The sequence below is a fragment of the Paenibacillus sp. FSL R10-2748 genome, assembly GCF_038005565.1.
In the GTDB taxonomy this organism is placed as follows: Bacteria; Bacillota; Bacilli; order Paenibacillales; family Paenibacillaceae; genus Paenibacillus; species Paenibacillus polymyxa_B.
Map to the genome: position 1 here is coordinate 708,879 of NZ_JBBOTK010000001.1, position 25,584 is coordinate 734,462.

26 protein-coding genes and 1 pseudogene are annotated in these 25,584 nt (G+C 39.3%); 3 read left to right on the forward strand and 24 right to left on the reverse strand.

Going from position 1 to position 25,584, the window contains the following annotated elements; genetic code table 11:
* Positions 1 to 26: 26 nt before the first annotated feature.
* The 5 genes from sufU to NSS66_RS03360 form a co-directional block, all read right to left on the reverse strand.
* Entirely contained in the window at positions 27 to 449 is a 423-nt protein-coding gene (gene sufU, locus NSS66_RS03340) for a Fe-S cluster assembly sulfur transfer protein SufU (RefSeq protein WP_013309555.1), read from the reverse strand.
* Positions 439 to 1,662: a cysteine desulfurase gene (locus tag NSS66_RS03345; RefSeq protein WP_053325090.1), complete on the reverse strand. Its 1,224-nt coding sequence runs from the start codon at positions 1,660 to 1,662 to the stop codon at positions 439 to 441. Before NSS66_RS03345 ends, sufU begins: the two co-directional genes overlap by 11 nt.
* On the reverse strand, positions 1,659 to 2,963 hold the full coding sequence (sufD, locus tag NSS66_RS03350) for a Fe-S cluster assembly protein SufD (RefSeq protein WP_023987884.1): 1,305 nt from the start codon (positions 2,961 to 2,963) through the stop codon (positions 1,659 to 1,661). Before sufD ends, NSS66_RS03345 begins: the two co-directional genes overlap by 4 nt.
* 23 nt (positions 2,964 to 2,986) lie before the next feature.
* Positions 2,987 to 3,769: a Fe-S cluster assembly ATPase SufC gene (sufC, locus tag NSS66_RS03355; protein WP_013309552.1), complete on the reverse strand. Its 783-nt coding sequence runs from the start codon at positions 3,767 to 3,769 to the stop codon at positions 2,987 to 2,989.
* A 445-nt stretch (positions 3,770 to 4,214) separates the two neighbouring features.
* Entirely contained in the window at positions 4,215 to 4,685 is a 471-nt protein-coding gene (locus NSS66_RS03360; protein WP_340958592.1) for a Dps family protein, read from the reverse strand.
* 313 nt (positions 4,686 to 4,998) lie between these two features.
* On the opposite strand from NSS66_RS03360, the gene mtnK reads away from it, so the two are divergent.
* Together mtnK and mtnA are read left to right on the forward strand one after the other, a co-directional pair.
* Positions 4,999 to 6,222 carry an S-methyl-5-thioribose kinase gene (mtnK, locus tag NSS66_RS03365; protein WP_028542908.1) on the forward strand — a complete coding sequence of 408 codons (1,224 nt, stop codon included), beginning with the start codon at positions 4,999 to 5,001 and terminating at the stop codon, positions 6,220 to 6,222.
* 5 nt (positions 6,223 to 6,227) lie between these two features.
* Complete coding sequence (gene mtnA / locus NSS66_RS03370; RefSeq protein WP_068940172.1) at positions 6,228 to 7,337, forward strand: S-methyl-5-thioribose-1-phosphate isomerase; 1,110 nt, start codon at positions 6,228 to 6,230, stop codon at positions 7,335 to 7,337.
* A 151-nt stretch (positions 7,338 to 7,488) separates the two neighbouring features.
* Here the strand turns inward: mtnA and NSS66_RS03375 are convergent, their stop codons facing one another.
* From NSS66_RS03375 to NSS66_RS03385, 3 genes and pseudogenes are all read right to left on the reverse strand, one after another.
* Positions 7,489 to 7,791, reverse strand: a complete 303-nt coding sequence (locus tag NSS66_RS03375; protein WP_023987881.1) for a YunC family protein — start codon at positions 7,789 to 7,791, stop codon at positions 7,489 to 7,491.
* A gap of 315 nt (positions 7,792 to 8,106) precedes the next feature.
* The gene (locus NSS66_RS03380) at positions 8,107 to 8,397 is read right to left on the reverse strand and encodes a hypothetical protein (protein ID WP_071558963.1); all 291 of its coding nucleotides are present in this window, start codon (positions 8,395 to 8,397) and stop codon (positions 8,107 to 8,109) included.
* Positions 8,381 to 8,929 (reverse strand): annotated as a pseudogene (locus NSS66_RS03385) (WXG100 family type VII secretion target); the annotation flags it as partial. The pseudogene NSS66_RS03385 and the gene NSS66_RS03380, both read right to left, overlap by 17 nt.
* Positions 8,930 to 10,441: 1,512 nt before the next feature.
* Here NSS66_RS03385 and NSS66_RS03390 point away from each other — a divergent pair.
* Complete coding sequence (locus NSS66_RS03390) at positions 10,442 to 11,134, forward strand: hypothetical protein (RefSeq protein WP_279831432.1); 693 nt, start codon at positions 10,442 to 10,444, stop codon at positions 11,132 to 11,134.
* A 550-nt stretch (positions 11,135 to 11,684) separates the two neighbouring features.
* Here the strand turns inward: NSS66_RS03390 and NSS66_RS03395 are convergent.
* The 16 genes from NSS66_RS03395 to NSS66_RS03470 form a co-directional block, all read right to left on the reverse strand.
* Positions 11,685 to 11,936, reverse strand: a complete 252-nt coding sequence (locus NSS66_RS03395) for a hypothetical protein (RefSeq protein ID WP_023987879.1) — start codon at positions 11,934 to 11,936, stop codon at positions 11,685 to 11,687.
* A 13-nt stretch (positions 11,937 to 11,949) separates the two neighbouring features.
* Positions 11,950 to 13,113 carry a WXG100 family type VII secretion target gene (locus NSS66_RS03400; protein ID WP_340958455.1) on the reverse strand — a complete coding sequence of 388 codons (1,164 nt, stop codon included), beginning with the start codon at positions 13,111 to 13,113 and terminating at the stop codon, positions 11,950 to 11,952.
* A 460-nt stretch (positions 13,114 to 13,573) separates the two neighbouring features.
* Positions 13,574 to 13,795: a hypothetical protein gene (locus NSS66_RS03405; RefSeq protein WP_340958456.1), complete on the reverse strand. Its 222-nt coding sequence runs from the start codon at positions 13,793 to 13,795 to the stop codon at positions 13,574 to 13,576.
* A gap of 476 nt (positions 13,796 to 14,271) precedes the next feature.
* Positions 14,272 to 14,808: a DUF5984 family protein gene (locus tag NSS66_RS03410; protein WP_340958457.1), complete on the reverse strand. Its 537-nt coding sequence runs from the start codon at positions 14,806 to 14,808 to the stop codon at positions 14,272 to 14,274.
* Positions 14,809 to 14,989: 181 nt separating this feature from the next.
* A complete protein-coding gene (locus NSS66_RS03415; RefSeq protein ID WP_340958458.1) occupies positions 14,990 to 15,322 on the reverse strand; it encodes a hypothetical protein in 333 nt (110 codons plus the stop codon).
* A 668-nt stretch (positions 15,323 to 15,990) separates the two neighbouring features.
* Positions 15,991 to 16,122 carry a hypothetical protein gene (locus NSS66_RS03420; protein ID WP_279831444.1) on the reverse strand — a complete coding sequence of 44 codons (132 nt, stop codon included), beginning with the start codon at positions 16,120 to 16,122 and terminating at the stop codon, positions 15,991 to 15,993.
* 177 nt (positions 16,123 to 16,299) lie between these two features.
* A complete protein-coding gene (locus tag NSS66_RS03425; RefSeq protein WP_340958593.1) occupies positions 16,300 to 16,746 on the reverse strand; it encodes an RNA 2'-phosphotransferase in 447 nt (148 codons plus the stop codon).
* 345 nt (positions 16,747 to 17,091) lie between these two features.
* Positions 17,092 to 17,580, reverse strand: a complete 489-nt coding sequence (locus NSS66_RS03430) for a hypothetical protein (protein WP_071640119.1) — start codon at positions 17,578 to 17,580, stop codon at positions 17,092 to 17,094.
* A complete protein-coding gene (locus tag NSS66_RS03435) occupies positions 17,580 to 18,923 on the reverse strand; it encodes a WXG100 family type VII secretion target (RefSeq protein WP_340958460.1) in 1,344 nt (447 codons plus the stop codon). Before NSS66_RS03435 ends, NSS66_RS03430 begins: the two co-directional genes overlap by 1 nt.
* A gap of 182 nt (positions 18,924 to 19,105) precedes the next feature.
* On the reverse strand, positions 19,106 to 19,651 hold the full coding sequence (locus NSS66_RS03440) for an RNA 2'-phosphotransferase (RefSeq protein ID WP_069080738.1): 546 nt from the start codon (positions 19,649 to 19,651) through the stop codon (positions 19,106 to 19,108).
* A gap of 33 nt (positions 19,652 to 19,684) precedes the next feature.
* On the reverse strand, positions 19,685 to 19,885 hold the full coding sequence (locus NSS66_RS03445) for a hypothetical protein (RefSeq protein WP_028542918.1): 201 nt from the start codon (positions 19,883 to 19,885) through the stop codon (positions 19,685 to 19,687).
* A gap of 172 nt (positions 19,886 to 20,057) precedes the next feature.
* A complete protein-coding gene (locus NSS66_RS03450; RefSeq protein WP_076157982.1) occupies positions 20,058 to 20,603 on the reverse strand; it encodes a hypothetical protein in 546 nt (181 codons plus the stop codon).
* Between the two features lie 365 nt (positions 20,604 to 20,968).
* Positions 20,969 to 22,342 (reverse strand): helix-turn-helix transcriptional regulator, encoded by a 1,374-nt coding sequence (locus tag NSS66_RS03455; RefSeq protein ID WP_340958462.1) that lies wholly within the window; start codon positions 22,340 to 22,342, stop codon positions 20,969 to 20,971.
* A gap of 428 nt (positions 22,343 to 22,770) precedes the next feature.
* On the reverse strand, positions 22,771 to 24,138 hold the full coding sequence (locus tag NSS66_RS03460) for a helix-turn-helix domain-containing protein (protein WP_310167802.1): 1,368 nt from the start codon (positions 24,136 to 24,138) through the stop codon (positions 22,771 to 22,773).
* A gap of 179 nt (positions 24,139 to 24,317) precedes the next feature.
* Positions 24,318 to 24,773: a GNAT family N-acetyltransferase gene (locus NSS66_RS03465; protein ID WP_279831455.1), complete on the reverse strand. Its 456-nt coding sequence runs from the start codon at positions 24,771 to 24,773 to the stop codon at positions 24,318 to 24,320.
* A gap of 81 nt (positions 24,774 to 24,854) precedes the next feature.
* Positions 24,855 to 25,529 (reverse strand): VOC family protein, encoded by a 675-nt coding sequence (locus tag NSS66_RS03470; protein ID WP_279831457.1) that lies wholly within the window; start codon positions 25,527 to 25,529, stop codon positions 24,855 to 24,857.
* Positions 25,530 to 25,584 lie beyond the last annotated feature (55 nt).

A 25,584-nucleotide genomic window follows, 5' to 3' on the forward strand; every position in this document is an offset into this window, starting at 1 on the left:
CTCAAACCTCCTCTGTTCTATTTAAATTATTTATCTTCATCAATCCCTTTGCGCAGCGCGTTCCAAGCCAGTGTCGCACATTTGATGCGGGCCGGGAACTTATTTACACCTGACAAAGCTTCCAATTCTTCATAATCATCGAATTCGACGGCTTCTCCCTTCATTAAAGAAGAGAAGCGGCTCGCCATATCCAGTGCCTGGTCAATCGTTTTTCCTTTAACCGCTTCTGTCATCATCGAAGCTGAGGACATACTAATCGAGCAGCCTTCGCCAGTAAAACGGGCATCTTCGACCACGCCGTCTTTCGTTTTGAGTTGAAGAGAAATCCGGTCACCACACGTAGGATTATTCAAATCCACCGTAACGGCATCGTCCTCAAAACGTCCGCGATTGCGCGGATTTTTATAATGATCCATAATCACGCGTCGGTACAAGTCATCAAGTTGCATCGCCAAAATACTCCTTTGTTTGGATTAAGGCGCTGACCAAAGCGTCGACTTCCTCTTCCGTGTTATAGAGGTAAAAGCTGGCACGTGCAGTCGCACTGGCTTTCAACCAGCGCATCAATGGCTGGCAGCAATGATGGCCTGCACGTACAGCCACCCCTTTGCTATCCAATACGGTAGCTACATCATGCGGATGCACATCATCCAAGTTGAATGTTACAAGCCCGACATGACGTTCTGCAGGTCCGTAAATCGTCAACCCCTCCACTTCACGGAGACGTTTGAGAGCATAGTCGACCAGACGGCTTTCATGCTGTGCAATGGCGTCCAGTCCGATGCTTTCCAGAAAATCAATGGCAGCTCCCAAGCCAACGGCTCCGGCTATAATCGGGGTTCCACCTTCGAATTTCCAAGGCAGCTCCTTCCATGTGGATTCATACAATCCCACATCGTCGATCATTTCACCGCCGAACTCAATGGGCTCCATGTTTTCCAGCAGCGTCTTCTTGCCGTACAGTGCTCCGATCCCAGTAGGAGCACACATTTTGTGACCCGAAAAGGCATAAAAGTCAGCATCGATGTCTTGCACGTCTACTTTCATATGTGGTGTGCTTTGTGCACCGTCTATAACGATGACTGCGCCTTTGCGATGCGCAATAGCTGCAATCTCTTTGACAGGGTTCACAACACCCAGCACATTGGAGACATGCGCAATCGCTACAATTTTCGTGTTTTCTGTAATGGTATTCTCCACATCAGCAAGATCAACGCTACCATCCTCTTGAAGTGGAATATATTTCAAAGTCGCGCCTGTGGCTTTGGCTACCTGTTGCCACGGAATCAGATTACTGTGATGCTCCATTTGTGTGATGACAATTTCATCACCTGCCTGGCAATTAGCCCTGCCATAGGAAGAAGCGACCAGATTCAACGCCGTTGTTGTTCCTCTTGTAAAAATAATTTCCTGACTGCGCTTTGCATTCAGAAAGCGGGCTACCTTCTCCCGCGCACCTTCATAAGCATCCGTTGCGCGACTACCCAAGGTATGCACACCACGGTGAACATTTGAATTATCAAATTCGTAGTAGTGCTTGATCGCCTCGATGACCGCCAGCGGTTTTTGCGAAGTGGCCGCATTATCCAAATAAACCAGCGGATGACCGTTAATCTCCTGATGTAAAATCGGGAACTGTTCACGGATCAATGCAGTATTCATTGGCCTAACTTCCTTTCAACAAGGCTTTGCAGCTGATGTTGAAGTCCTTCGAGCGGAATTTCAGATACGACAGGTGCCAAGAAGCCATAAATAATCAGACGTTCAGCTTCTGCACGGCTAATCCCGCGGGACATCAAGTAATACACTTGTTCACGGTTTACCTGACCAACCGATGCTGCGTGACCTGCCGTTACATCATCTTCATCAATCAGCAGGATCGGGTTAGCGTCACCACGCGCTTTCGGGCTGAGCATAAGAACACGTTCTGTTTGCTGACCGTCTGCTTTGGTAGCACCTTTTTCAATTTTTGTAATTCCGTTAATGATGGAAGACGCTTCTTCACGCATTACTGCGCGCGTAATCATCTGACTGGCGGAATTTTTACCAAAATGCTGTGCTTGTGTCGTATAGTTCAGCTTTTGTGAGCCGGAACCAACAGCAATGATCTTGGCATCCGAATTGGAGCCATTGCCTTTGAGCACGGACATGGTATTGCTTGCTGTATTACCGTTGTTCATTTCGCCCACAATCCATTCGATAGCTGCGTCATTTCCCAACGTAGCACGACGAATCGAAATATCCGTTACTTGCTCTCCAAACTGATGGACTGTCGCATAACGTACTTTAGCTCCTGCATTTGCAACAACTTCTACCGCACCGTTATGAAGAACAGGTGCCGCCAAATCCGCAGATACATAGTTGTCTACGTAAGTCACGGAACTGTGGCTTTCAACAATGAGCAGCACATGCGGTGCAAACGTTGCAGTCGCATCGTCCGTCAGAAATACAGCTTGAAGCGGAACGTTCAGCTCTACATTTTTAGGCACATAAGCAAATACTCCACCGTTCCAGAGTGCTGCGTGCAATGCAGATAATGAATTTTCTTCAGCCTTAATAACTGTGTTCAGATGAGCTTTAACCAAATCAGCATGCTCTTTAACCGCTGTTTGTAAATCCGTGAAAATGACGCCTTGCGCCGCCAATTCCTCGCTCAGCTTCACATATACCGCGCCGGAGTTGCGCTGAATAATCAGACCACCCTCCTGTTGCTCTTTGACCAGATCAGCAATGGCTGCCGGGACCTGCCCTACCGATGCAATGACCTCGTTCTGTTTATGTTGACCGTAATCGTTTAATTTCCATCGTTCGATTTTTGTTTTTTCAAATACCGGAAGCTCCAGTTTGCCTGCAAGCTCAAGTGCTTTTTGTCTGTCTTCGGCCAACCAAGATGGTTCGCCGTTACGTTCGGACAGAACACGCAGTTGCTCGGAATCTACCGGAAGGATTGTTTGTGTAGTCATTAGTTTTCCTCCTCGCTTCCGGCTTACGCCTCTTGTCCTACAGTTTCATCAACGATACCCAGCTCTTCCTTGATCCAGTCGTAACCGTCCGCTTCCAGACGCTCAGCAAGCTCAGGACCACCGGATTTAACGATACGTCCTTGCATCATTACATGTACATAATCTGGTTTAACGTAGTTTAACAGACGTTGATAGTGAGTAATGATAAGGAAACCACGCTCTTCGGAACGCATAGCGTTGACACCGCTAGCCACGATTCTCAAAGCATCGATATCCAGACCGGAGTCGATTTCATCAAGAATGACAATTTTCGGATCAATCATCATCATTTGCAAAATTTCATTCCGTTTTTTCTCACCACCAGAGAAGCCTTCGTTCAGGTAACGGTGAGCAAACTCAGGATTCATTTCGAGCTCTTTCATTTTGCTTTCCATTTGACGGATAAACTTAATCAGGGAGATTTCTTGTCCTTCTTCACGGCGCGCGTTAATCGCACTACGCAAAAAGTCGGAGTTCGTTACCCCTGCAATTTCACTCGGATACTGCATCGCCAAGAACAATCCTGCACGTGCACGCTCATCCACTTCCATATCCAGCACGTCTTCTCCATCCAAAGTTACTTTGCCATCTGTGACTTCATATTTAGGATGACCCATCAAAGCAGACGCGAGTGTACTTTTACCCGTACCGTTAGGACCCATGATGGCATGGATTTCTCCGCCCTTCATTTCGAGGTTAATACCTTTCAAAATTTCCTTGCCTTCAATGGTCGCCTTGAGACCTTCAATCTTAAAGTTTGTAGCCATATTCGCAATACCCTCCAAAAAATGTAGTGTGGTGTCGAAATCAGAAAGTATATTTAAACAGGGGAGCCCCCTGATTTCAAGTAATATTTAAAAATTTATTTATAATCATTCTAAACTGATTCTCAATGATTCTCAAGTTATTTTATAATAAATATCTTTAAGGGTGCAACCAACAGACACACGTTATCCAACTTTCTTCATAAAATGTTCACCCTACCAGGCACACAAATAGCAAAATTCATCCTGTGGTTGTTCATATAATTATAAATTTGTACAAAAAACATGGGATGCATGATCTTTTTCCAGCCATAAAAACGCTACTGACAGCATGACGTCAGTAGCGTTTTACATGTAGAGAGTTTATTTCAGAGCGTAACCCCATCACTATGGAGTGGAATTAAATTCACCGAACTAGGCATTGAGTGATGGAGCGAAATTCGGCCAATTAGCCCAAATAAGAGCGAAGCATCCACATATGTTTCTCCAGATCCGCTTTATAACCAATCAGCAAATCTGCAGTTGGCTGGTCGGAATTGCTTTCCGCCAGTTCGATACCTTCCTGAAACTCCTCGCATACAGTTGCAAAATCCTCGATCAAGGTTTGTACCATCTTAGGAGCATCTTCGTTGCCGGTTGCTTCCTGAATCGACGACAGCTCCAGGTATTCCTTCAACGTTGCGGAAGGAGAACCTTTCAACGCGAGCAAACGCTCGGCGATCTCATCCATTTTCAATGTCACTTCATTGTATAACTCTTCAAATTTAACATGGAGTGTGTAGAAACTGGAGCCTTTCACATACCAGTGATAGTTATGAATTTTTACATATAACACATTGAGGTTAGCGACTTGACCGTTTAAAAGTTCCTCCACCGATTTGGTTTGCGTATTTTTCGAGTTACTTGTTGTTTTAGCCATCATAAATCCCTTCCTTTTTCATCAAATTGATTTTCAGGAACGTTTACGTATCCATCACCGCCATTGCTGACGGTAAGACGCCAGCGGGCATCCTAATATCACCTGCCGGACGTCTGTCTCATATTTACCCTCTCTATACGGAGACGAAACAAAAAAAGAGTACTCCTTTCTTCCTCTTTCAATTCCCATAAAAAAAATGTACAAAACTTCAATGATTTTCGTTATACTTTCTCTATCCTATCAAAATACTTGGTTTAATATTGTGATATTTTTTAAACTATTTACATGCGCACATTTTATGGAGGTGACTTCGTTGTCCCAATATCATCCTTTAACGACTGAAGAAGCAATCGAATTCGTGAAGAACATCCCCGGATTTTTTAGTCAGGAAGCCCATCTGGAATGCCGAGAAATCGGTGATGGTAACTTAAATCTGGTTTTTCATATTACGGATTCTGAATCTAACAAGAGTATCATTGCCAAGCAGGCACTTCCCTATGTAAAAATTGTGGGTGAATCCTGGCCGCTTTCACTGGATCGTGCCCGTATTGAACGCGAGGCACTTCAGCAGGAACACTACATTTGCCCCGAATTGGTTCCTGCGGTACTGGCGTATGACGATGAGCTTGCGTTGACCGTGATGGAGGATCTTAGCTCACACACCATCATGCGCAAGGGACTAATAGAAGGAAACACCTATCCATATTTCGCTAATCATATTGGGGAGTTTCTGGCACGCACGCTCTTCTTCACCTCAGATTTGGGCATGAATCAGCAGGATAAAAAAGACCTGGTTAAACGCTTTATCAACCCGGATCTCTGCAAAATAACTGAAGATCTGATTCTGGATGAACCGTATCGGATCTCAGATAATAACAACTATGGTGCGTACATCGAAGACGAAGCAGAGGCACTACGTACAGATCAAGTGCTTCACCTGGAAGTGGCTTTGCTGCGAGAAAAGTTTTTGACACGAACCGAAGCGCTTCTGCACGGTGACCTTCATACTGGCAGCATTTTTGTAACGACCGAATCGACTAAAGTCATTGATCCTGAATTTGCCTACTACGGACCCATGGGCTTTGATATCGGAGCGGTGATCGCCAATCTGCTGTTGAACTACGCAGCACAACCCGGATGGACCTCTGGCGAGAAGGCTCTAAAGGAAAGGCGTGACTGGGTTCTGGAGACCGCCATTCAGGTATGGGAACAGTTTGAGCGTAGGTTCCGCAAACTGTGGGACGAGCATGTCACCGATCATATGGCACGTACAGCGGGATATCAGGACTTGTATCTCCAGAAAGTACTGCAAGATACGATTGGTTTTGCAGGGTGCAAAGTGATTCGCCGTATCATCAGCCTGTCGCATGTGGCAGATATCGACACCATTGCCGATCCTGCTATCAAGGAAGCTGCGGAACGTCTGGCGTTATCTATCGGTAAATCCTTGGTTCTTCGCAATCGCGAGCTTCATTCGATTCGGGAACTGGGAGACATTGTTCGGACAGCAACAGCTGCCCAAACTAAAGGAGCTTAATGAATATGAGTGAAAAGAAAGAATCGGCGCCCGTAACCTCTGGGAAAGCTGCAGTGTCCAGTCAGGCTCTATCTTCGCTGGTGTGGAAAGGCAACCGCTTGTCTATGTTGGATCAGCGTCTGCTGCCCGAAACGATTGTCATGCTGGATTTATTCACGGCCGAGGAAGTATGGGATGGCATACATGCCATGAAGGTACGTGGTGCGCCTGCTATCGGGATGGCTGCGGCCTACGGCGTTGTGCTAGGAGCTACCGCCTACGACGGCACCGACGCTGCTGGGTGGCTGCAGCATGTACACACCGTGTGCGGACATTTGGCTACTTCACGCCCGACGGCAGTGAACCTATTCTGGGCCCTTGACCGCATGAAGAAGCGGGCTGGGGAACTCATCGTTGAAGCTAGCGAAGGTCAGGTCGAAGACTGGAATGCCGGGCTGGAACGTGAAGCCACAGCCATTCAGGCAGAGGATGAGCAAGTATGTCGCCAGATCGGCATCCATGCTTTACCTCTGTTCGAGGACGGGATGGGCGTACTTACTCACTGCAATGCAGGCGGATTGGCGACAGCGAAATACGGAACAGCGCTCGCGCCGATGTACCTTGCGCAGGAGAACGGCATTCACCTCAAAGTATTTGCCGACGAAACCCGCCCCGTGCTGCAGGGGGCGCGCCTGACCGCTTTCGAGCTTCAGCAGGCAGGCATTGATGTCACCCTGCTCTGTGACAATATGGCGGGCATGGTGATGTCCAAAGGATGGGTACAGGCCGTTATTGTCGGCACAGATAGAGTCGCTGCTAATGGAGATGTGGCCAACAAAATCGGCACCTATAGTCTAGCTGTGCTAGCGAAGGCGCATGGCATTCCTTTTTATGTCGCTTCGCCACTATCTACCATTGATTTGCAGACCGCAACAGGCTCAGATATTCCGATTGAAGAGCGTTCTGCGGAGGAAGTTACCGAAAGCTTTGGTAAAAGGACCGCCCCGCAGGGCATCAAAGTCTACAACCCAGCATTCGACGTTACACCTCATGAGTACATTACCGCCATCATTACCGAAAAAGGGATTGTACAAGCACCCTTTAGCGAGAACCTGACCCATTTGTTTGCCGAATAATTGTTCTTGCAGGTCATATCGTTCGTATATAATTCATATGATTCAACTCGATAGAATAAAACTTTTCATAGAAAAAAACCGGAGCCAAAAAGTCCGGTTTTTTTCTGTTCTTGTTCCTCTACTTTTATGCAACATATGCACATAGGCTTCATTACACCAGTTTCAAAAGTGCTTCGTATCCTGGCATACCTGGCTTAATCCCTAGTTGCTCCGCTTCAGTCGTCACCGATTCCATCGGCGCTTCCAACAATTCCTTCAGCGTTTTTACCCCCACAGCTCGTGCGGCAAGAATTTTCCGATCCGCCAGCCGTTCATTGAGCAGTCCAACATCCAGGGCACCACACATGATGTAACCACGGGAGTTAGAGATCGTCAACAGCGTTGTTTTAGGCAGTTTGACCTCAACTCCGATAAATGTATGCTCACCCACTTGCACGGATTCCATGTGTATCATGGTTATTACATGCACCTCCTCTTTGTTCACCCGGGATATTTTATGCAGCATTTCCGGGTAAGTGTGGACGCCCGTGGATACATTCAAAATATTAGGAGGCTTATGGGTCTAGACTAGAAAGTGGACACATTTACTTTATCTGTGTTCACAATATTATTCCTTCAGTATCTCTGGTCCAACATCCTTACTTGCTCAGATGTGGCTGTTCCTTGCTGCTATTGCAGCATACCATTTATAGTCTTCAACCCATTCATCTTCTCCAATTGAATCGGGGATATCTTTTATATGGACATTTTGTCCATCTGCTTGATTACCTTATCCATCCAACAATTGCACTACTTGTGTTCCCTTTTTTATATCTTTAATATTTTCTGAATCCTTTACACTAATACCAATGAGTGGAAGGTTAGCAATGGAAAAAGAAAGGCTAATATCCAATACGTCCAGTTCACATTTTGTCCCATCTACCTTATCTACTTGTATTTTTGAACCTATCAAACTTTTCAGATTCGTATGATCCTGCTTATCTAATCCAATATTTGTTCCAATTAAAATGATTCCTTTATTGGGTGTTTTAATAATATCGTCTAACTTCATAATCTCCAAAAGAACATCTCCATGAATCGTTTTGTTTAGCTCCCCGTTCCATGTACCCATGATACATTCCTTTTGGAATACCAAAAGACATATATCTAAGAAGCTTCACACTGAATCGAATTTCTTCTCATAGCATTTTGAATTAGCGGCTACAAAATCCTGACCTAGTTCAGTTAAGCTATCTGCCGATTTTCGAAATGCGTTTCATGTATCTGCAGTAGGAACATCACAAGAATTAGGTGGGGGTGGTAAACAACTTGCGTCAATGTTACCTGCTTCCATCAGATCTGCTAATCTGAATTTATCTGCATGGTGACGTACTCCCTAGCACTAGAATTCGTCAGGGTAAGTCATTCATATTCTTCTGAGATGTATGGGGTTAATTGTAAAATTTCTCCTTAGTCAGCCCTTCCCACAATTGCCCCATAGATGAAATTTGTTGTACTAAATTGCTATTCATTTGAGCTACTAATTGTTGTGCCTGTTCTAATTTCTTGGAGACAGTCGTAAGCTGCTCAGGTGTCACTTTAATTGTTGTCATATTATACCTCTGTTTAAGTTCGTTATGACATAAAAACACTATTCAAATTTATGGAACACCACATTAATTCCTAATTGTTACAAGAAAGGCTAACCTTTCTATCTGCGTCTAAAGGCCTTATAGGATGTAACAACAACCATATCCTGCAACTCAGGAATAAGCATTAGCAATATCCCATGAGTTTTGCCATCATCGAGTTCTTTTAATCTTTTTTGAGTTCTTCTAATTCCTTATGCACTTTCTCAACTACGGCATTAACAATCTTATGAATTTGGTACTGGGTTAGATCTTTATCAGTCTGCATTCTAATTCAAAATTTAATGCTACAGCCATAAAATCTTTTTACCATTGCCATACTGTTATGTTTTATCTTTTCAATGTTATACTGTTATGTTTTATTCTATATATTTGAGCAACTTTCCATCTGGGATAAAATCGCACTTGGCGTAAAAAGTGTATACTTCTTCATAGGTCATATTTTCATTGGGACGAATCCATCCAGTAATTTTTGATATTCTCATTGATGGCCATTTGGCAGTCTTATTGTGGTAATCAATTTTAATACTGAATTATCTCCAAAAGGCTCTCCAGCATCATTTTTCCCTAACCAACTAGTTTTTCGTGCGTTTGCAACTCTTCAATCATTAATTCATCGAAATATGTAAAGTATCAGCATGAAAGGTTCCAAAGTTAATTGTATTTAAGATAAATCGATACAAAAATGATTCTTTGCCATTGAGAATTGTGATTTTACTATTCAACAACTTGCCTTCCTATATTTATTCCATATACATTTCTTAAAAGTGACAGTAAAATCCTGCTTTTATGGTGTTACTCCATCGATGCAACAACTGTCTCATTTCTTCCATTTTACATTCAGGAACAATTTCAAAGTAGATGTCAAATCAATTGGTTTTTCACCATGCTTCTCGCAACTAGCTACATACCAGTTATTATAAACATATTTGTATTTTGAGTAGTGCTTCATACGTAATTTTCTCCCTTCAAAAGATTATCAAATACTGTTTTTATGTTCCTCAAGTAAGTAGTAAGTGCTTCACTAACTTCTTGAAGTAGTACTTATTATTCGGTTTTCTCAAGAACTGATTAATTGTTATAGTAACAGCAACTTTTCTCCAATTCATAAGCATTGCTAGACTATTTACATCCTTAATCAGTGTAACCCATCCAACTTCCTTATCATCATTAGTTAAGATATGTACATCGCCTCATTACTTCCCCTAAAGGGATCTCGCAACCAGAGATAATAAAAGATGCCGTTTGACAATTCATATATGTTATAGTCTCCATCCTTAGCTGAACTTTAGTTACATACTTTTATTAAATTATCAACTTTCATTATATTTATTTGTTTGATTTCAATTAGATTTATTACTAGTCTACAATTTGATAATTTATTTTATATATGGTAGTATATTCCTTGTAAATCAAATCCATTTAAAGGATGTTAATGGTTTTGTTTTACCAACATATCTAAGGAGTGATTATAAAGTGAAAAAATTATTAAGTTTGTTTGTTGTATTTGTATTATTTTTAAGTGTACTTCCTTACTCAGTTAACGCACAGGATTCTTTATCTATTAACACCCCTGAAGACTACATTAATTATCTAAAAGCCAATAATAAAGAACTCAACTCGCAGAACGATAATGACTCCTCTGTCATTCTAGAGCAGTTCACAAATCTCTCGCAAGAAGAACAACAAAAGTTTGTAAATTATATGAATGATCCTGAAGCGATAAAATCAATTTTTAATGTAATACAAAGCGGAAAAGATTCAGATTTATATAATGGAGATATAAAAGTGAGGGTAAACCAAAACAAACAAGCACACTCTACTACTCCTTTTGCGACTGAATATACACCTCATGCTGAAACAGTCGTTTCTACATTTGGTATCAATATTATTACAACACAAGTATATATACATTACAGAGTTAGTGCGGGGAAAGTGACTGAAATTCTAAATGGCGGTGGAGTTGTTACAAGAAAGTGGGTCCCTTTAGTGAATATCACCATAAAAGAAGAGAAACCACATATTAACTCTGACAAGCGCAGCGCCTACCAGACAGCATATTTCACTTGGAACTTTACTCATCCGTCTCTTGAAGAGGTAATCGGAACTGGTACACATACAATTTGGGGATATGCAGACGGTACTTGGGAATCACAATTTTTAAATTAATAACAAAGGACGCAATTAATATTATGAATAAGAACCAGTTACAATAATAGGGATAGCGCTAGGCATACTACTTATTCTATATCTATTAACCAGATTATTAATAAGAGAAGCGTTTGATATATTTACTCAGCGCTTCTCTTTTCGTGATAAAAGTAGCACTTTATTAATTCATAGCGCCTTGTGAAGTAAAGCACCAATCCCCCAATAAGGAAAAATGTAGCTCCAATTAAAAAAACTCTTATCAAAGCCATGATAAAAATCTCCGATTCATAAAACCCCTCCCCTCTAATAATCTCATTAGACTATTTTGTTCTTCCCATAATTTTGAGTATGTATCATACTTCATAACATTCACGTACCTTCCGTATACTTTAACCATATCACTAAGTAAGTAGCCTGATTGAAGACTCTCCTGTTTAAACCCACCTCTAAATTCTTAGTTGCATGCAAATTATCTTCTTTATCAGATAAATTACTATGAAAAATGAAAAAAGCTCACTCCTATTTTATTGTTAAAGGAGCAAGCTCGGTTCGTATTATTGAAGCTACTTTATGATTCAAATGTCAACTTTTCGGGAAATATACCACCTTCTTTAACGAAGCAACGTGCCATCCGCTGTGCAGCCCTATCAAAATAAAATTTATTTGAATGACTCGGATCTGGTAAAGGTTCAATTTCAGAGAATAGCTTAGTCTCTTTGTTCAATTGAATTTTCCCCATAATGTGTTCATTTGGGCCATATCTATAAATAACTACATTCTCATCCTCATGCTCTTTAAAAAGTAAAACAAATGCTCCCATTATAAAATCTCCTCTATTCTATTTCCCATGGACGACCCGACCTTACCGCAGCTTTATGAGCAGTCTCATAGTCTGTTTTAAATATACCCTCAAATCTGGATTCAAACAATTCATGATTAAGCAAATCCATATCTTTTTCTGTTTGTAATCCTTTTTGTAATCTATCCCATGCTTGAGCTATTTCGTAATCAGAATGAAATCTGCCATAACCACTCGACTTTATATGTTCATTTATGAAAACGTGTTCTTTGATTCTTTGAACTCTACTTTCCTTCATTCCAGAATTTTCAGCTATTGCTCTTACATCACTATCAGACGCTCTGATTTGATCATACATCTCATCTGCTTCAGCTTCTCTACGAAAATATTCATCAATTGAAAGATCGTTTCTTCCACCTGTTTGTACTTCTGTTTTAGGTTCAGATTCTATTGAATTACGCAATTTCGAATTCGCATTATTCTTCGGAATCTCATACTTAATAGATGATTTCAAACCAATTTTAGGCTTGATTACTGAACTAACTCCTCCAATTAATCCAGCTGTAGCGATCATATTAGCCCAGTGTTCCTTTGACCAGGCATTGTTTGGATTAAATGCCCCTTGAATCATACCTGTTACTCCAAATGTACCGAAATTGAGCATGTCATTCCATGAATCGTTTTGTTTAGCTGCCCGTTCCATGTACCCTTGGTACATTCCTTTTGGAATACCATATGACATATAATCTAGAAAGCTCCAGACTGAATTAAACTTTTTCTCATAGCGTACTGAGTTAGCGTCTACAAAATCCTGACCTAGTTCAGTTAAGCTATCTACTGATTTTTGGAACGCATTCCGTGTATCTGGAGCAGGAACAGCACATGAATTCGGTGGAGGTGGTAAACAACTTGCGTCAATGTTACCTGCTTCCATCAGATCTGCTAATCTGAATTTATCTGCATGGTGACGTAATTCCCTAGCAATAGAATCCGTCAAGGTAACAAAGTCATTCATATTCTTCTGAGAGGTTTGGAAGGAATAGTAAAAGTGCTCTTTAGTCAGTCCTTCCCACAATTGCCCCATAGATGAAATTTGTTGTACTAAATTACTATTCATTTGAGTTGCCGTTTGCTGTGCTAACTCAAACTGCTTGGAGGCAGTCATAAGCTGCTCAGGTGTCACTTTAATTGTTGTCATAATATACCTCTGTTTGAGTTCGTTATGACATAGTAACATTATTCCGATTTATGGAAAACGAACTTAATTCCTAATTGTTATGTGAAATAAGATAACTTTATACCTATGACCAAAAGCTTATAGTCTTCGCTTTCAACTCCTGATCTTCAAACATACCCTGTAACTCAGGAATCAACTTTAGGAGTTTTTTATAGTTATGTAGCTGTTGTTTCGTGATACCGAGTTCCTTAACAATATCGGTAATATCTTTTAGATGGGCATTTTGTTCATCTGCTTGATTCCCTTATCCTAGCTCAACAACTTGTAATGTTGATATTGGAGCATGGTAATTTGAATTTGACGCACCTTCGTTTGAAGCAAGGTGTTTGTAAATGTCATCCTCCTTTATTCAGATTGACTAACTATGTAAAAGGCCCACTCCCGTTTTTATTATTAAGGAGTAGGCTCAAATAGTACTTTTTCAAATGTCTATGTTATCCCACAACTCTAAAATAGTCTTATCATCAATCTTCCCAAGAATAAACAACTCTCTTGCTGATTCAAACGACTGTGAAAAACTGTCTCTTTCACGAGTAAGAAAGTACCCTTCTTCATTCTGGCTAATCCAATAGCTATCATTTTTATAGGAGAACTGAAACTCTTCCCGCATTTCAAAACGTTCCACCAATTCATTGTATTCCAAAAAAGTCCCTCCTACTTCTTGTTAACTCTTTTAAATGCCCCATCTTTCTTTCCATTCAAAAACATGTTCATGAGACCACTCTGGATGCTGCTTTAAATTTCCATGATTCGTGTAACCTACATCGCGTGTAGCGCAATTGTTTTAATTTTCTTAGGTGTAATGGCATCTTACTACTTTATAACGAATGTTAGAGCATAGGAGACTATATGCTTTGTCGTGCTTACAATTTATATAGTACCCATACACAGCACCCAGACCACAAAAAGTCCTTTAAATGAGGCTTTATTTTTTCAGTCTTTAAAAAACATAAATCCTCTAACCCATACTAACCGAAAAGGCTAGATGAATAATCCCATCTAGCCCACTGTATCGTTTAGTGTTAAGTATTAAGAGTTATAGTTTAATGATTGGTTTATTGGGCACTGATAGCTCATCAAAAAAGCCTTAGAGGCATAAAGATAATCAAAGCAGTAAAACTATTCTTGGACTATTAAACCCTTTATTTTTTCACAAATTCTTTCGGCGTCACTTTTGTTCTTAGAATTAAATAGAAGATTATCCAAGAAATATTCAACAAAATTCCTTACAGTAGAATCAAATATACCCATGGGGATATATTCAACTCCAATTGGATTCATGAAAGTGATCCCTTCCGAAGAGTACGTAGACTCATTATCCCATGCAATCTCTATTTCATCGTTAACTCTCCTGAAGAATACATCAGGCAAAAATGAGCCTGCTCTATTTGAAAACCATGAGTGTTTAAACTCCCATTCTTGCTTTGTATCAAACCATTGATCAAATTCAGCGTCATTATCGGACTCAAACAACAAACAATTATTTATAAGTTCAAGAGAGTTTTGTCCTTCAGCTGGAAGAGGAAATGCTTCATCACTCAATATATGCATATGATTTTCACTAAACCATTCAACAATATAAATTAAATTCCATTGAAAAGGTATTGCAACGTTTTCTCTCTTATACTCGAAAATATTTCTTCCTCGAACAAACAATTCAATTCTTCCCCATGATTCACCAGCTAAACTCTTTTCGTTAAAAGGATTATTTACAAATTCATATTGGATAGCAAAAGTACTTTTATCTCCAAATGTTCTCAGAATAACGCACCTCACTTATTTCTTAATAGCTTATTGTACTCCACTTTCGTAATTTTACCATCCCTTAGGAACTGCCTTAATACATCGGCAGGTACTTCCCTAGCAGGGTTCGTAACCTCATATGGATGCCAACCCATTTCACCATCTGGTTTAAATTTAACAAGCTCCCCTCATAAATATTATATAGTTGCTTATTTTTTGAAGATGAGTAGGCTGCATCCAATAACTTTTGCCCTGTCTCAGCGTCTGGAATTGGGTTGGGACTCCCCCACCCACTTTGAGGATCATGTTTGGGATTAGGCTCATACGTTCTCTTTTGAATTTCACCCGTTCCTTCAAGTCCATCAGGTATCTTTTCTACCTTAACTTCTGGGGATTTAGATGAACCTCTACCTTTTCCTTTCGCCATCTGCCACAATTCCGCTGAGCTCTTCCCTATTCCGCACCTAATAACCTAGATTTTCAGGGATTTTATCCATAGCGCTAATACCAAAGATTGAGTAAAGATGAATATATCATTATTCCTTTTTCTTGATTCAAAACAATATAATTGACATAATATCAATAAACATCCTTACCAAAGATTTTTAAGATCGCTATATTAATAGACTTTTCCTACATTACTTTGAATGGCTTCATAGTACAAGAATTCTACTTTTACAAAAACATTATTGGAGGCTAACAAATGAGTAAATTCGAAAAAAATCTTATTAAGTATTTGTCTTACGGTTTTTTTGTAGGAATATACTATTCTTTTATTAAAGGGCCAACAACAACGAGCTCTTCGGTCAACGGTATGTTTGAATTCTATACGGTACCCACTTCTACTTTTATTTTCAGAACATTATCAACCTCGTTTCTACTAAGCCTCTTTGCTGGAGTGGTGTATACAATTACTTTTTTATGCATAAGAGTAAATAAGTAGATTTCATCCGAATAATTTTAAGGCAAAGGAGCCATCCAAGCAACGGCTTCTTTTCTTAATTGACGGTTCGAAGCAAATATTTATGAAAGCTTGTCCTGCTTGACTTTAAGGCTTAAATAAAGGAGATTTTAATCCCCTGAAGTAGCCGTATCTTAGACGCACCAAACATGAGTAACCACGGAGTAGGAGATAGTCAGCAGCGTTGTTTTAGGCAGTTTGACCTCGACTCCGATAAATGTATGCTCACCCACTTGCACGGATTCCATGTGTATCATTGTTCTCACATGCACCTCCTCTTTGTTCACCCGGGATATTTTATGCAGCATTTCCGGGTAAGTGTGGACACTCGTGGATACATTCAAAATTTTAGGAGAATTATGTATTTACAGCAAACAGGCCATATCAAAAAGACTAGATGATTCATCACATCTAGTCTCTTTATCATCGTTAATGTTCTAGGTCTACGCTTTGTCAAACTTCTTTAAGTACTGTGGCGGTACAAGGTCAGCAAGCCAAACACCATGGTTGGCTTTATAAAACTTCACTTGATTAGCTAATGCCTTTTCTGTGTCTACTTCGAGGATCACTAGTTCCCCACGTCTTTTGCCTACTAAAATTGCAAACTCAAGGGATTCCGATAGATGTACATACTTTCTGCCTATTGGCTTAATTCCTTCATTAAAAATGTTGTGGATTACCTTTGTGTTTTTACCGTGATAGAGAATGGTTGGTGGAGTAGCTTCCTTATAATCTAACCTGCCTGTACTGTGACCGTAATTAGCTCTTATGTATCCATTAACAGTTTCATACCTTTGCTTTGGACAATGGTTTACTACTTGCTTGATATCCGACTCACAGACATCGGCCCATCTATTCTCTGATCTTATCCCTTGAATCAAATCTTGAATGTCACAATAACCCTAATGTAGCTCCAATTAAAAAACCTCTTATCAAAGCCATGATAAAAAATTTCTGATTCATCCCCCTCCTCTCTAATAGTCTCATTAGACTATTTTGTTCTTCCCATAATTTTAAGTATGTATCATACTTCATAACATTTACGTACCTTCCCGTATACTTTAACCATATCACTAAGTTAGTAGTCTGATTGAAGACTCTCCTATTAATCCTGCCTCTTAATTCTTAGGTGCATGCAAATTATCTTCTTTATCAGATAAATTAATATGAAAAAAGCTTTCCCCCATTTTATTATTAAAGGAGCAAGCTTATAGATATTTATCAATTGCTGTGAATTATATTGATTTAGGATTTTTATAGCACCAGTTTGGATCATAGGGCAGAGATCTGAACTTCTGAATATCTTCCCAACTGTAAACCCAATCATAATCAGGAATCCAAAAATAGTCAGTAGGATTTAGCTTGAGATATTCATATATAAATCGAAAAATTAGCTCTTCAACACCATAAACATCTTCAATACATCCTACTTGATACAAGGACAAGCTTGAATCTAATCCACTAATATCTTCATCATGCTCATAATTAATTTCGTAATTATCAATTCCGTCAATATAGAATATAAACTGCTGGTTATTTTCAGCACCCAGTGGGTTATAAGATATATTTAGAGTTGTTGAAAAAAACTGTTCGTTCTTATATTTTTTATCATTGTCAAAATATAATCCAGCATCTGCATGAAAGGCAGCTACGATTGCATCTCCCAGTAATTTCTCAGGTGTATATTTTTCTCGTTCTATTAAAATAAAAGCCGAACTTCCCATCACTTAACCACCTTTCTTAATTCCTCTAAGGAATTTACAACAGTTACTCCTAGCTTCTTGATATTATCTAATTTTTCTATATTACTTTGAGATAGATTGCCCAAAGGCTTATCGATATAAAGTATAACTTTCTTCTGTTCTGGATTAAAATAAAGCTTATCAGTCGTAATTGTCATTTTCTCAAGTTGTCCTTCTTTAACTGCTTTGATTGAAGCCTTAACCTCAATTAATTCATTTTTTGTAACTACATCTAAATCACCTGCAAATTGACCATCTTTCTTTAAAATTTTTTGTCCAAAACCAGTGACTTCCCGTTCTTCTTTTAAAAAGCCAGCTACTTTTGCTTCAGTTGCCTTTCCTACATCTGAGCTATTCATAAAGTTCTCAATATCCCGGTTAATATTTTTGGGATGTTGATCAACCCATGTCAATTCATTGCCAGCAGGGTTTGTATATTTCGTCTTATTTCCTTCCTTAATTATACTCCCTATATTATTATTGTGAGTTCCCTCGATTACATGTGGAGCCTTTTCTGCCTTAGCTCCCGAAGATGGAGTAGATTTAGATGAACCTCCACCTTCTCCCTTCATCATCTGCCACAATTCCGCTGAGCTTTTTCCTATTCCGCTTGCGCCTTTAACTGCGGTTGTACCTCCATGTGCCGCTAAAGCTGCTGAGCCAATCAATCCAGGTATTCCGATAATACTACCAACTCCTGTGGATGAAACAGCAACTGATAATCCTTCTCCACCTGTTCCAACGATTACCTCACCAGCTCCCTGCAATGTCGTAGCTACGTGACCGAGAATTTCACCTACTTTAGCTGCCATTGGATGATCATAGTCACGGTCTTTGTCAGGAAGCATCCCCAAGGTTAAATCTTCCTGAATAGCACCTTTCGCTCCCTGAGCAGTATCCCACAAAATTTCCCCTTGAAGCTTACTAGCTTCCATCTGAGCTTCAGCCTTGGTGATCTCAGCTTTACCGATCTGTTCAAAGATTTTATGTAACCAACCTTCACCGCTTGATGCCGTTTTAACAGGCACACCATTCCCTGGCACATCCAGTACGACTTTTTCTCCATCTACCTGTGTGAAGTTTTTTGAAATAAAAATGAGTTCTTGTGCAACCGTAGAAAGTCGTTCAAGCGTCACGCCCATGGATTGTCTAGAGACCTGAAAATCTTGGAAAAACCTCTCTCGGGTAGCACCAGACCAACCTTGTTGGACAAAATCAATTCTTCCATTCAGTAAATTCAACATACGTTCCATTTCGTGTTTACCATGCAAGAACTGGTCAGCCACTTCCATTAGCTTGTCAGGTGGAACCAATATTCTCCCCAATTGATCACGTCCATTTTAATTTAGATGGAAATAATCTTATCAGAAGGAGATGTTTAGGGATATCCACCTGTCATCCTGAAATTTCCTTTTATATTATGTGACAAATGGACTGATATAAACGGATTTACTATGTCAAAAGTATTGTATAAAGCCTCTTTTTAATATAAACGAAAATATCAGTGTTAAATTTTTTTAAAATATTGTGGGGGCACAAAATCCGCAAGCCAAACACCATTGTTAGCGATATAGAACTTCACATTATTAGCCATCGATTTTACTGTATCGATTTCAAGAATGACTAATTCACCACGTCTCTTACCTGCCAATGTTGCAAATTCAAGTGTCTCAGATAGATGAACATACTTTCTCCCCATGGGTTTAATTCCCTCGGTAATAATTTTATCAACTACTTTGCTATTTGTTCCGTGATAAAGAGAAGTTGGTGGAGTGAATTCTTTGTAATCTAATCTTCCTGTACTATGCCCGTAGTTAGCTCGTATGTATCCATTTACCATGTGGTATCGCTTCTTTGGACAATTAGTTACGACTTGATCAATTCCTGCTTCTCCTATATCCGACCATCTATTCTCTGACTTAATTGCTGAAATTAAGTCATGCACGTGACAATAACCTTCATGATCCAACTTAATTCCAAACTGTTCTGGTGTATGCCTAAGAATTTTACTCATAAATTTACTAAGGCTCTCTTCTTGTTTTGGTGATAACATCATATACTCCTTGTAATGAAATATTTGTTTTATCTATAGTAACCAATCTGATGATTCATAGCGTCTTGTGAAATAAAGCACCAATCCCCCGATAAGGAAAAATGTAGCTCCAATTAAAAAACCTCTTAGACTATATCTGCTATAAGCCTCCAATAAAACTGCAACTCCCAGCCCACAAGGGAAATACCCGAAAATACCCCTTATCAAAGCCATGATAAAAAACTTACGATTCATAAATTTTTCTCCTCGCTAATCGTACTTCATTATATAAAAACGAACAAATTTATTTCATCCATATATCCTCTTTGTCCCCCATTTCACAGCAATCCAAAGTCTCCAACAATGACTTCCATTCTAAGCCTAAATTAAAAAGACAACAGGTGATACCTGCTGCCTTTACTCACCATTATTCAGCTTCCGTCAACATTTTTAAAATGCCAGTAAATGAGCCGTCAATCGACATAATACCTCCATTAACTTGCTTGCTAAATTCAGACTCTGTAAGTTTATCTTTTCCTACCGTGTGATTCTTAATGAATTTTATAAGGTCTGCTTTCTGCTTTGCAATATCCTTTAAAACTTGGTCACTTTCTCGCTTGTAATTTTTAATACTTTTACTTAGTTCCACCTTCGCCACGCTGAGCTGCTTCTTTAATTTATCACAATCAGCCTTGGCTTGAGCTATTACCGCTTTACTTGATTTATTTTTCACTTCGTTTTTATAGCGCGCTGATGCTTGACTTAATCTCTGAGTTAGCTCACGAACTTCTGCCCCCAGAACAGTATTAAGTTTTTTTTGTGCAATTTTAATTTCCTTCACACGATCTTTGTAATTCTCAAAGTATATTTTTTCGATTTCACTTGTTGACATTGCTTTTGTAGATGTTGCTGCCAATACTTGTGATGGAATTAAGATAGCAAACATTAATAGTAGTAGAATAGCTTTCTTCATATGTATCTCCTTCTTTGGTAGTAGTGCAATTATCATAAGGGAAATGAAGGGAATAGGCAATATGTCTTGTTATTTAAATACTACTAACCACATTATATAATCTTCCAATGATCGAATAAGCATTTGACAGATAAAAGTCCAAGCTAAGTCACTTCTAGAAGCTTATTTATGTAGAGCAAAACAAACGATATGAAAAAGGCTAGACGTATAATTCCATCTAACCTCTTGATCATAGTTAATTTTCTAGGTCTATTGTGATCTTAAAATTGAGACTATTTTATTCCAACATTCCTCCATATTGTCCAGTTGGATCATAATTACTAATGCTACTGACATAAAACTGGATACTAGAGGGTGGAATCAACTTACTCTTCATCTTCATTAACCACTTTAATTAGATTTCCGTAGACTGCCCTCGTATGAGCAGATTCATGTTCTTTAAAATACGTAAACAACCTCATACATCTAATTGCTTGTATTTTATTATTAACTTCAGCAGACTTTTCCAAACAACTTAACAAAAATGTGAAGCCGTCTGAAAACTTCCCTTTACGTAAAAGATAGATTGCCAATTCCCTTGAAAAATGAGTGTATCGCTCCGTTGTGAATCGATGAGAATACAACCCTTCAACTTTTTCCTGCTCCAGAAAGGAGATAATTTCTCTTTCAAATTGCTTTAAAATATCATCTACATCAAAATGGTATCGGTTTGCTGCCTCAATCATAATATCAAGTGCGGGAAGAATCTCATCTTTTCTTGAAGAAATATAAGCTACATAATCAGAAAGAACGCTCTTATCGCCAGAAAGAAGCTTATTAACATACGTGTTTACTACTGCCCAGTCTTCGTACTTTTTTCTCCATTTCAAAGCTTCTTCATCTGTATCAGTAACCCAACTTAAATCAGCGTATTTTTTAATGTGTTGAAGTCCCTTTTCATAGTCTTTCCTCTCACCACATGCTTGTGAACGAAGTAAATGCGAGAATGCCCAATACGCAAACAAAGGAAAATTAGGTTTCTTCGAATTGTCTTTGTGTACATGATGCCGCTGTTGTTGCAGTTTATATTGAATTTTTGCCTTGTCTCCCATTGCTTTAGCGAATAGTTCTACTTTATCCCATTTTCGTAACGAGCGGTATGTATTCGCCAAGTCTTTTAAGGCATCTAACTGATCTACCTCATCTAATCGATCAACGTAAGGCTCAAATTGAATGGCTGCATCATAGTTTTTCTCTTGATCGTCTCCAATACGAATCGTAAACAATCGATACTGGCAAACCGCCAATCGTTCTGAATACTGATACTTTTCCCCTTCTGACACGTTTTCATAAAGGAACGCCGCTGCTTCAGTATTACCCTTTTTAAAAGAATCCTCGGCTACTTCAAAAAGTGAAGGAAGATAAACAGGATTATCTAGCAACATACCTACAACTCTTCGCAAGCAATCAAGTCGTCCTAACACCACGCATCGGTACAAAAAAGGGCTGATTCTTCGCCAGTTGAGCGGTTCTTCTTCAATACATTCATCAATATAACGTTCATAAAAATAATCCGGTGGCAAATTCATACCCATAGTGATACGATCTAGCTGGTGAACAGAAATAGGTCGGTTGCCCGTCACAATGCCACTAACTGTTCCTACATTCAAATCAATAATGTGACCAAACTCGGTCATGGTTAAGCTTTTTCTTATCAGATAGGTTTGAACTTCTGCTCTAATCGTAGGTGTGATCTCCATAGATAAACCACCCTTTCAACGTAGACTCGGCATATGATACATAATTAAACCATGTAATGAGAAACAGTTAGTAAGAATTACTTTAGCCCATCATTTTCTTTTGGAACAAAGTCATATACCCTTCAGTTGTTTACAACAGCACACATAACATTTTTGCACTTTTTACATATATTTCTCAAAAGAAGATTTCCTCATATTGCTTATATACAGCAAAACGCAATAAAAAGGCTAGACGGATCATTCCGTCTAACCACTTAATAATAGTAATTTTTTAGGTTCTACTGTGCCTTATACTGGAGACTTTTTATTCTTAGATTCCCCCGTGGTGCCCTGTTGGTTCGTATCTAGACCCAAACTCTTGATATTGGAAAGGAGCAACCACTATCGTCATTAATAGAAAGCTAGTCACCAATATGGTTAGAACAATTTTATGCTTCATCTTCCTCCACCTCTTTAATCAAATTTCTATACGCTGTCTTTGTTTCAGGTGATGCATACTCTTGATAGGACTCATAGAGTCTTACACATTTGATTATATATGATTTATTATTAATAGCTGTAGATTTTTCCAAACAACTCAACAAAAAACGAAACCCTTCTGGATATATCCCTTTATTCAAATAGTATTTTGCTAATTCATTGGAGAAATGAGTAAAACGTTCTAAAATAATTTGTTGAGTATATACGCCTACTCGATTTTGTTCATTCAAAAAAGATTGAATTTCTACTTCAAACAATGCAAGTATATGATCTACATTTATATTGTATCGATTAGCCGCCTCGATTATGTTATCTATTGCGGGAAGTATTTCATCTTCCTTCGAAGAAAAATAAGCAACATAATCAGAGAGTACGCTTACATCGCCAGACATAAGCCTATTCACATAAGTATTGGCGTCGGCCCATTCTTTAAATTGATTTTTCCATTTTAAAGTTGTATCATCTTTTTCTTCTACCCAGCTTAAGTCGGCATACTTTTGAATATGCTGAAGCGCTGTCTCATAATCTTTATTAGCATCACAAATTTCAGCACGAATTAAATGCGAAAATGCCCAATAAACAAATGGAGGATAAAAAGGCTTCTTTGTTTGCTCACTCTTTGTATGCTGCTGGTCAATTTTATATTGTATTTCAGCTTTATTGCCCAAAGCCGTAGCAAAGTTATTTGCCTTATCCCACTTTCGCAATGAACGACAAGTATTTACTAAATCTCTTAACGCATCTAACTGGTCCGCTTCATCCAAACGTTCCACGTAAGCCTCAAATTGAACAACCGCATCATAATTTTTTTCTTGATTATCTCCTTGCCTCGTTTGGAACAGTCGATATTGGCAAATTGCTAAACGTTCCGAATACTGTTTTTTCTCACTCATAGCTACATTCTCGTACAGAATAGTTGCCGCTTCATAACATTCTTCTTTAAACAGCTCTTCAGCAAGCTCAAATAAGGATTCTGAATAGCCCAACTTATCCATCAATAGATTGACCACATCATGAATGCAGTCCAGTTTGTTCAATTTCGCACAATTATGTATAAAAGGACTCATTCGACGCCAATTCGGATTAGCCTCTGTTAAATACTCAGACACATACCGTTCGTAGTAATAGCCAACGGGATGCCCCATTGCTTTTGTAATTCGGTCTAGCTGATCCACTGAAAGAGTGCGGTTCCCATTAATAATACTGCTCATGGTTCCCGGATTCATTTCTGCCTCTCTGGCGAGATCACTAAGGATTAAATCTTTATCTTTCATATGTTTTGTTATCTCTGTGAGTATCGTGGTTGTGTTGTACAAAAGTAACCACCCCTTATCAGGAACTTGTTAGGATATCAACTCATTAAAAAGAGGACTATTGCAATCCAATGATTGTATAGCCTTTCCGCAATTTATTGTACCATCTTTTGGCACAATATCATATACCTTTCAGAACCTTACTTAAGATACCTTTGAAGGGTTTGCAAAGAAATTAAGCTCTATAAATCCTGAGACATACGAATCATATCTCTACACTGTATGCCATTCTCATAAATTTCTTCTAGATAGTTATGTCTGACAAAGAAATCTAGATCTACACCAACAATTCTGAACCCACATTTTTGGTAGAGAGCTAACTGCCCAATGCTAGAGTTTCCTGTGCCCATTTCCATCGTTTTATAACCTTGTTTCTTGGCTGTTTCAATTGCATGTGTCACTAATTGTCTGCCTATTCCTTTACCATGCATACCTTCTGATACTGCTATATTCACTAACTCAACTGTTTCAGGTCTTGTAGGTAAAAGAACATAGACTCCAACAATATGATGGTCAATCTCTGCTACAAAACACTGCCCTCTTTTTAAGTATTCCTCAACAAGTTGGTGCGAAGGATCAGCTAGTAACAAGAGCTCTAATGGATATTTTTCATTTGAATCAAGTAGTCTAATATTCATATATTCTCTCCTGAATGTATTATGGCCCCCGGATTTCCCCCTTGTGTAAGCTTTATTCCAGAAATCCGGGGAAGCCCTAAATCAGTTTGATCTCAATTCATACAAACCATTGTGAAGCGAAAGACTGGCAGAGCATGGAGCTTCGAACAAGACTCTGGTGTTAAATACGGCCGGAAGCCTATCATCAGGGAACCAAGGCCGTTGCTTGTCTATGACTATAAATGATCCTTCTACATCCCCTAGCGGCGCGAATTTCTGTCCAGCCCCTCCCCATGAATCAAGTTGGAACGTTTCGGTGATTATCCTTGATACTTCGGAGACATCATCGACAGGAAGACCGATCTCGCTTATACGAAGTAGAGAGTGGGGCCCGAAAGCTTCAGTGACTGCGTTGTTGAGTGTATGGTGAGCAATGAACTCGACAAGGTTATGATCCGGATCATAGAAGTAAAGCGCTGTTGCATTCCAGTTTTCGAAAAAAAACTCATCTTCTTGGGGTCTTGAAATCAATGAAATCCCACGGTCGATTATCCACTGTTTTGCTTCTATGAATTTATTCGTTGGAATCGTAACCGCAATATGATAAAATTCATTTTCCATGTGAGAAGATTCCTGAAAAGCAAGAACCGATTCCCCTACTTGAAAAGACAACCGCGAAGGGTTCTCCTTCACAACCTGCAAATCCAAGAGAGAGCCGTAAAAAGCTTTTATCGCTTCGAAACTGTGGGTGCCTAAGAGCACTTCTTTTAATTTCAATGCATTGGTCCTCCCCATAAATAATATTGAAACCCATTTTCCGTCGTATCCAGAT

Coding starts and splice junctions, on each gene's coding strand:
- NSS66_RS03395 (WP_023987879.1), bottom strand. CDS start 11,936: ATGGGAGCATTTGTTTTACTTTTTAAAGAGCATGAGGATGAGAATGTA.
- sufC (WP_013309552.1), bottom strand. CDS start 3,769: ATGGCTACAAACTTTAAGATTGAAGGTCTCAAGGCGACCATTGAAGGC.
- NSS66_RS03375 (WP_023987881.1), bottom strand. CDS start 7,791: ATGATACACATGGAATCCGTGCAAGTGGGTGAGCATACATTTATCGGA.
- mtnA (WP_068940172.1), top strand. CDS start 6,228: ATGAGTGAAAAGAAAGAATCGGCGCCCGTAACCTCTGGGAAAGCTGCA.
- NSS66_RS03415 (WP_340958458.1), bottom strand. CDS start 15,322: ATGGCGAAAGGAAAAGGTAGAGGTTCATCTAAATCCCCAGAAGTTAAG.
- NSS66_RS03345 (WP_053325090.1), bottom strand. CDS start 1,662: ATGAATACTGCATTGATCCGTGAACAGTTCCCGATTTTACATCAGGAG.
- NSS66_RS03465 (WP_279831455.1), bottom strand. CDS start 24,773: ATGAATATTAGACTACTTGATTCAAATGAAAAATATCCATTAGAGCTC.
- NSS66_RS03455 (WP_340958462.1), bottom strand. CDS start 22,342: ATGGAGATCACACCTACGATTAGAGCAGAAGTTCAAACCTATCTGATA.
- NSS66_RS03440 (WP_069080738.1), bottom strand. CDS start 19,651: ATGTTATCACCAAAACAAGAAGAGAGCCTTAGTAAATTTATGAGTAAA.
- NSS66_RS03445 (WP_028542918.1), bottom strand. CDS start 19,885: ATGAATCGTAAGTTTTTTATCATGGCTTTGATAAGGGGTATTTTCGGG.
- NSS66_RS03430 (WP_071640119.1), bottom strand. CDS start 17,580: ATGGGAAGTTCGGCTTTTATTTTAATAGAACGAGAAAAATATACACCT.
- NSS66_RS03450 (WP_076157982.1), bottom strand. CDS start 20,603: ATGAAGAAAGCTATTCTACTACTATTAATGTTTGCTATCTTAATTCCA.
- sufU (WP_013309555.1), bottom strand. CDS start 449: ATGCAACTTGATGACTTGTACCGACGCGTGATTATGGATCATTATAAA.
- NSS66_RS03400 (WP_340958455.1), bottom strand. CDS start 13,113: ATGACAACAATTAAAGTGACACCTGAGCAGCTTATGACTGCCTCCAAG.
- NSS66_RS03360 (WP_340958592.1), bottom strand. CDS start 4,685: ATGGCTAAAACAACAAGTAACTCGAAAAATACGCAAACCAAATCGGTG.
- sufD (WP_023987884.1), bottom strand. CDS start 2,963: ATGACTACACAAACAATCCTTCCGGTAGATTCCGAGCAACTGCGTGTT.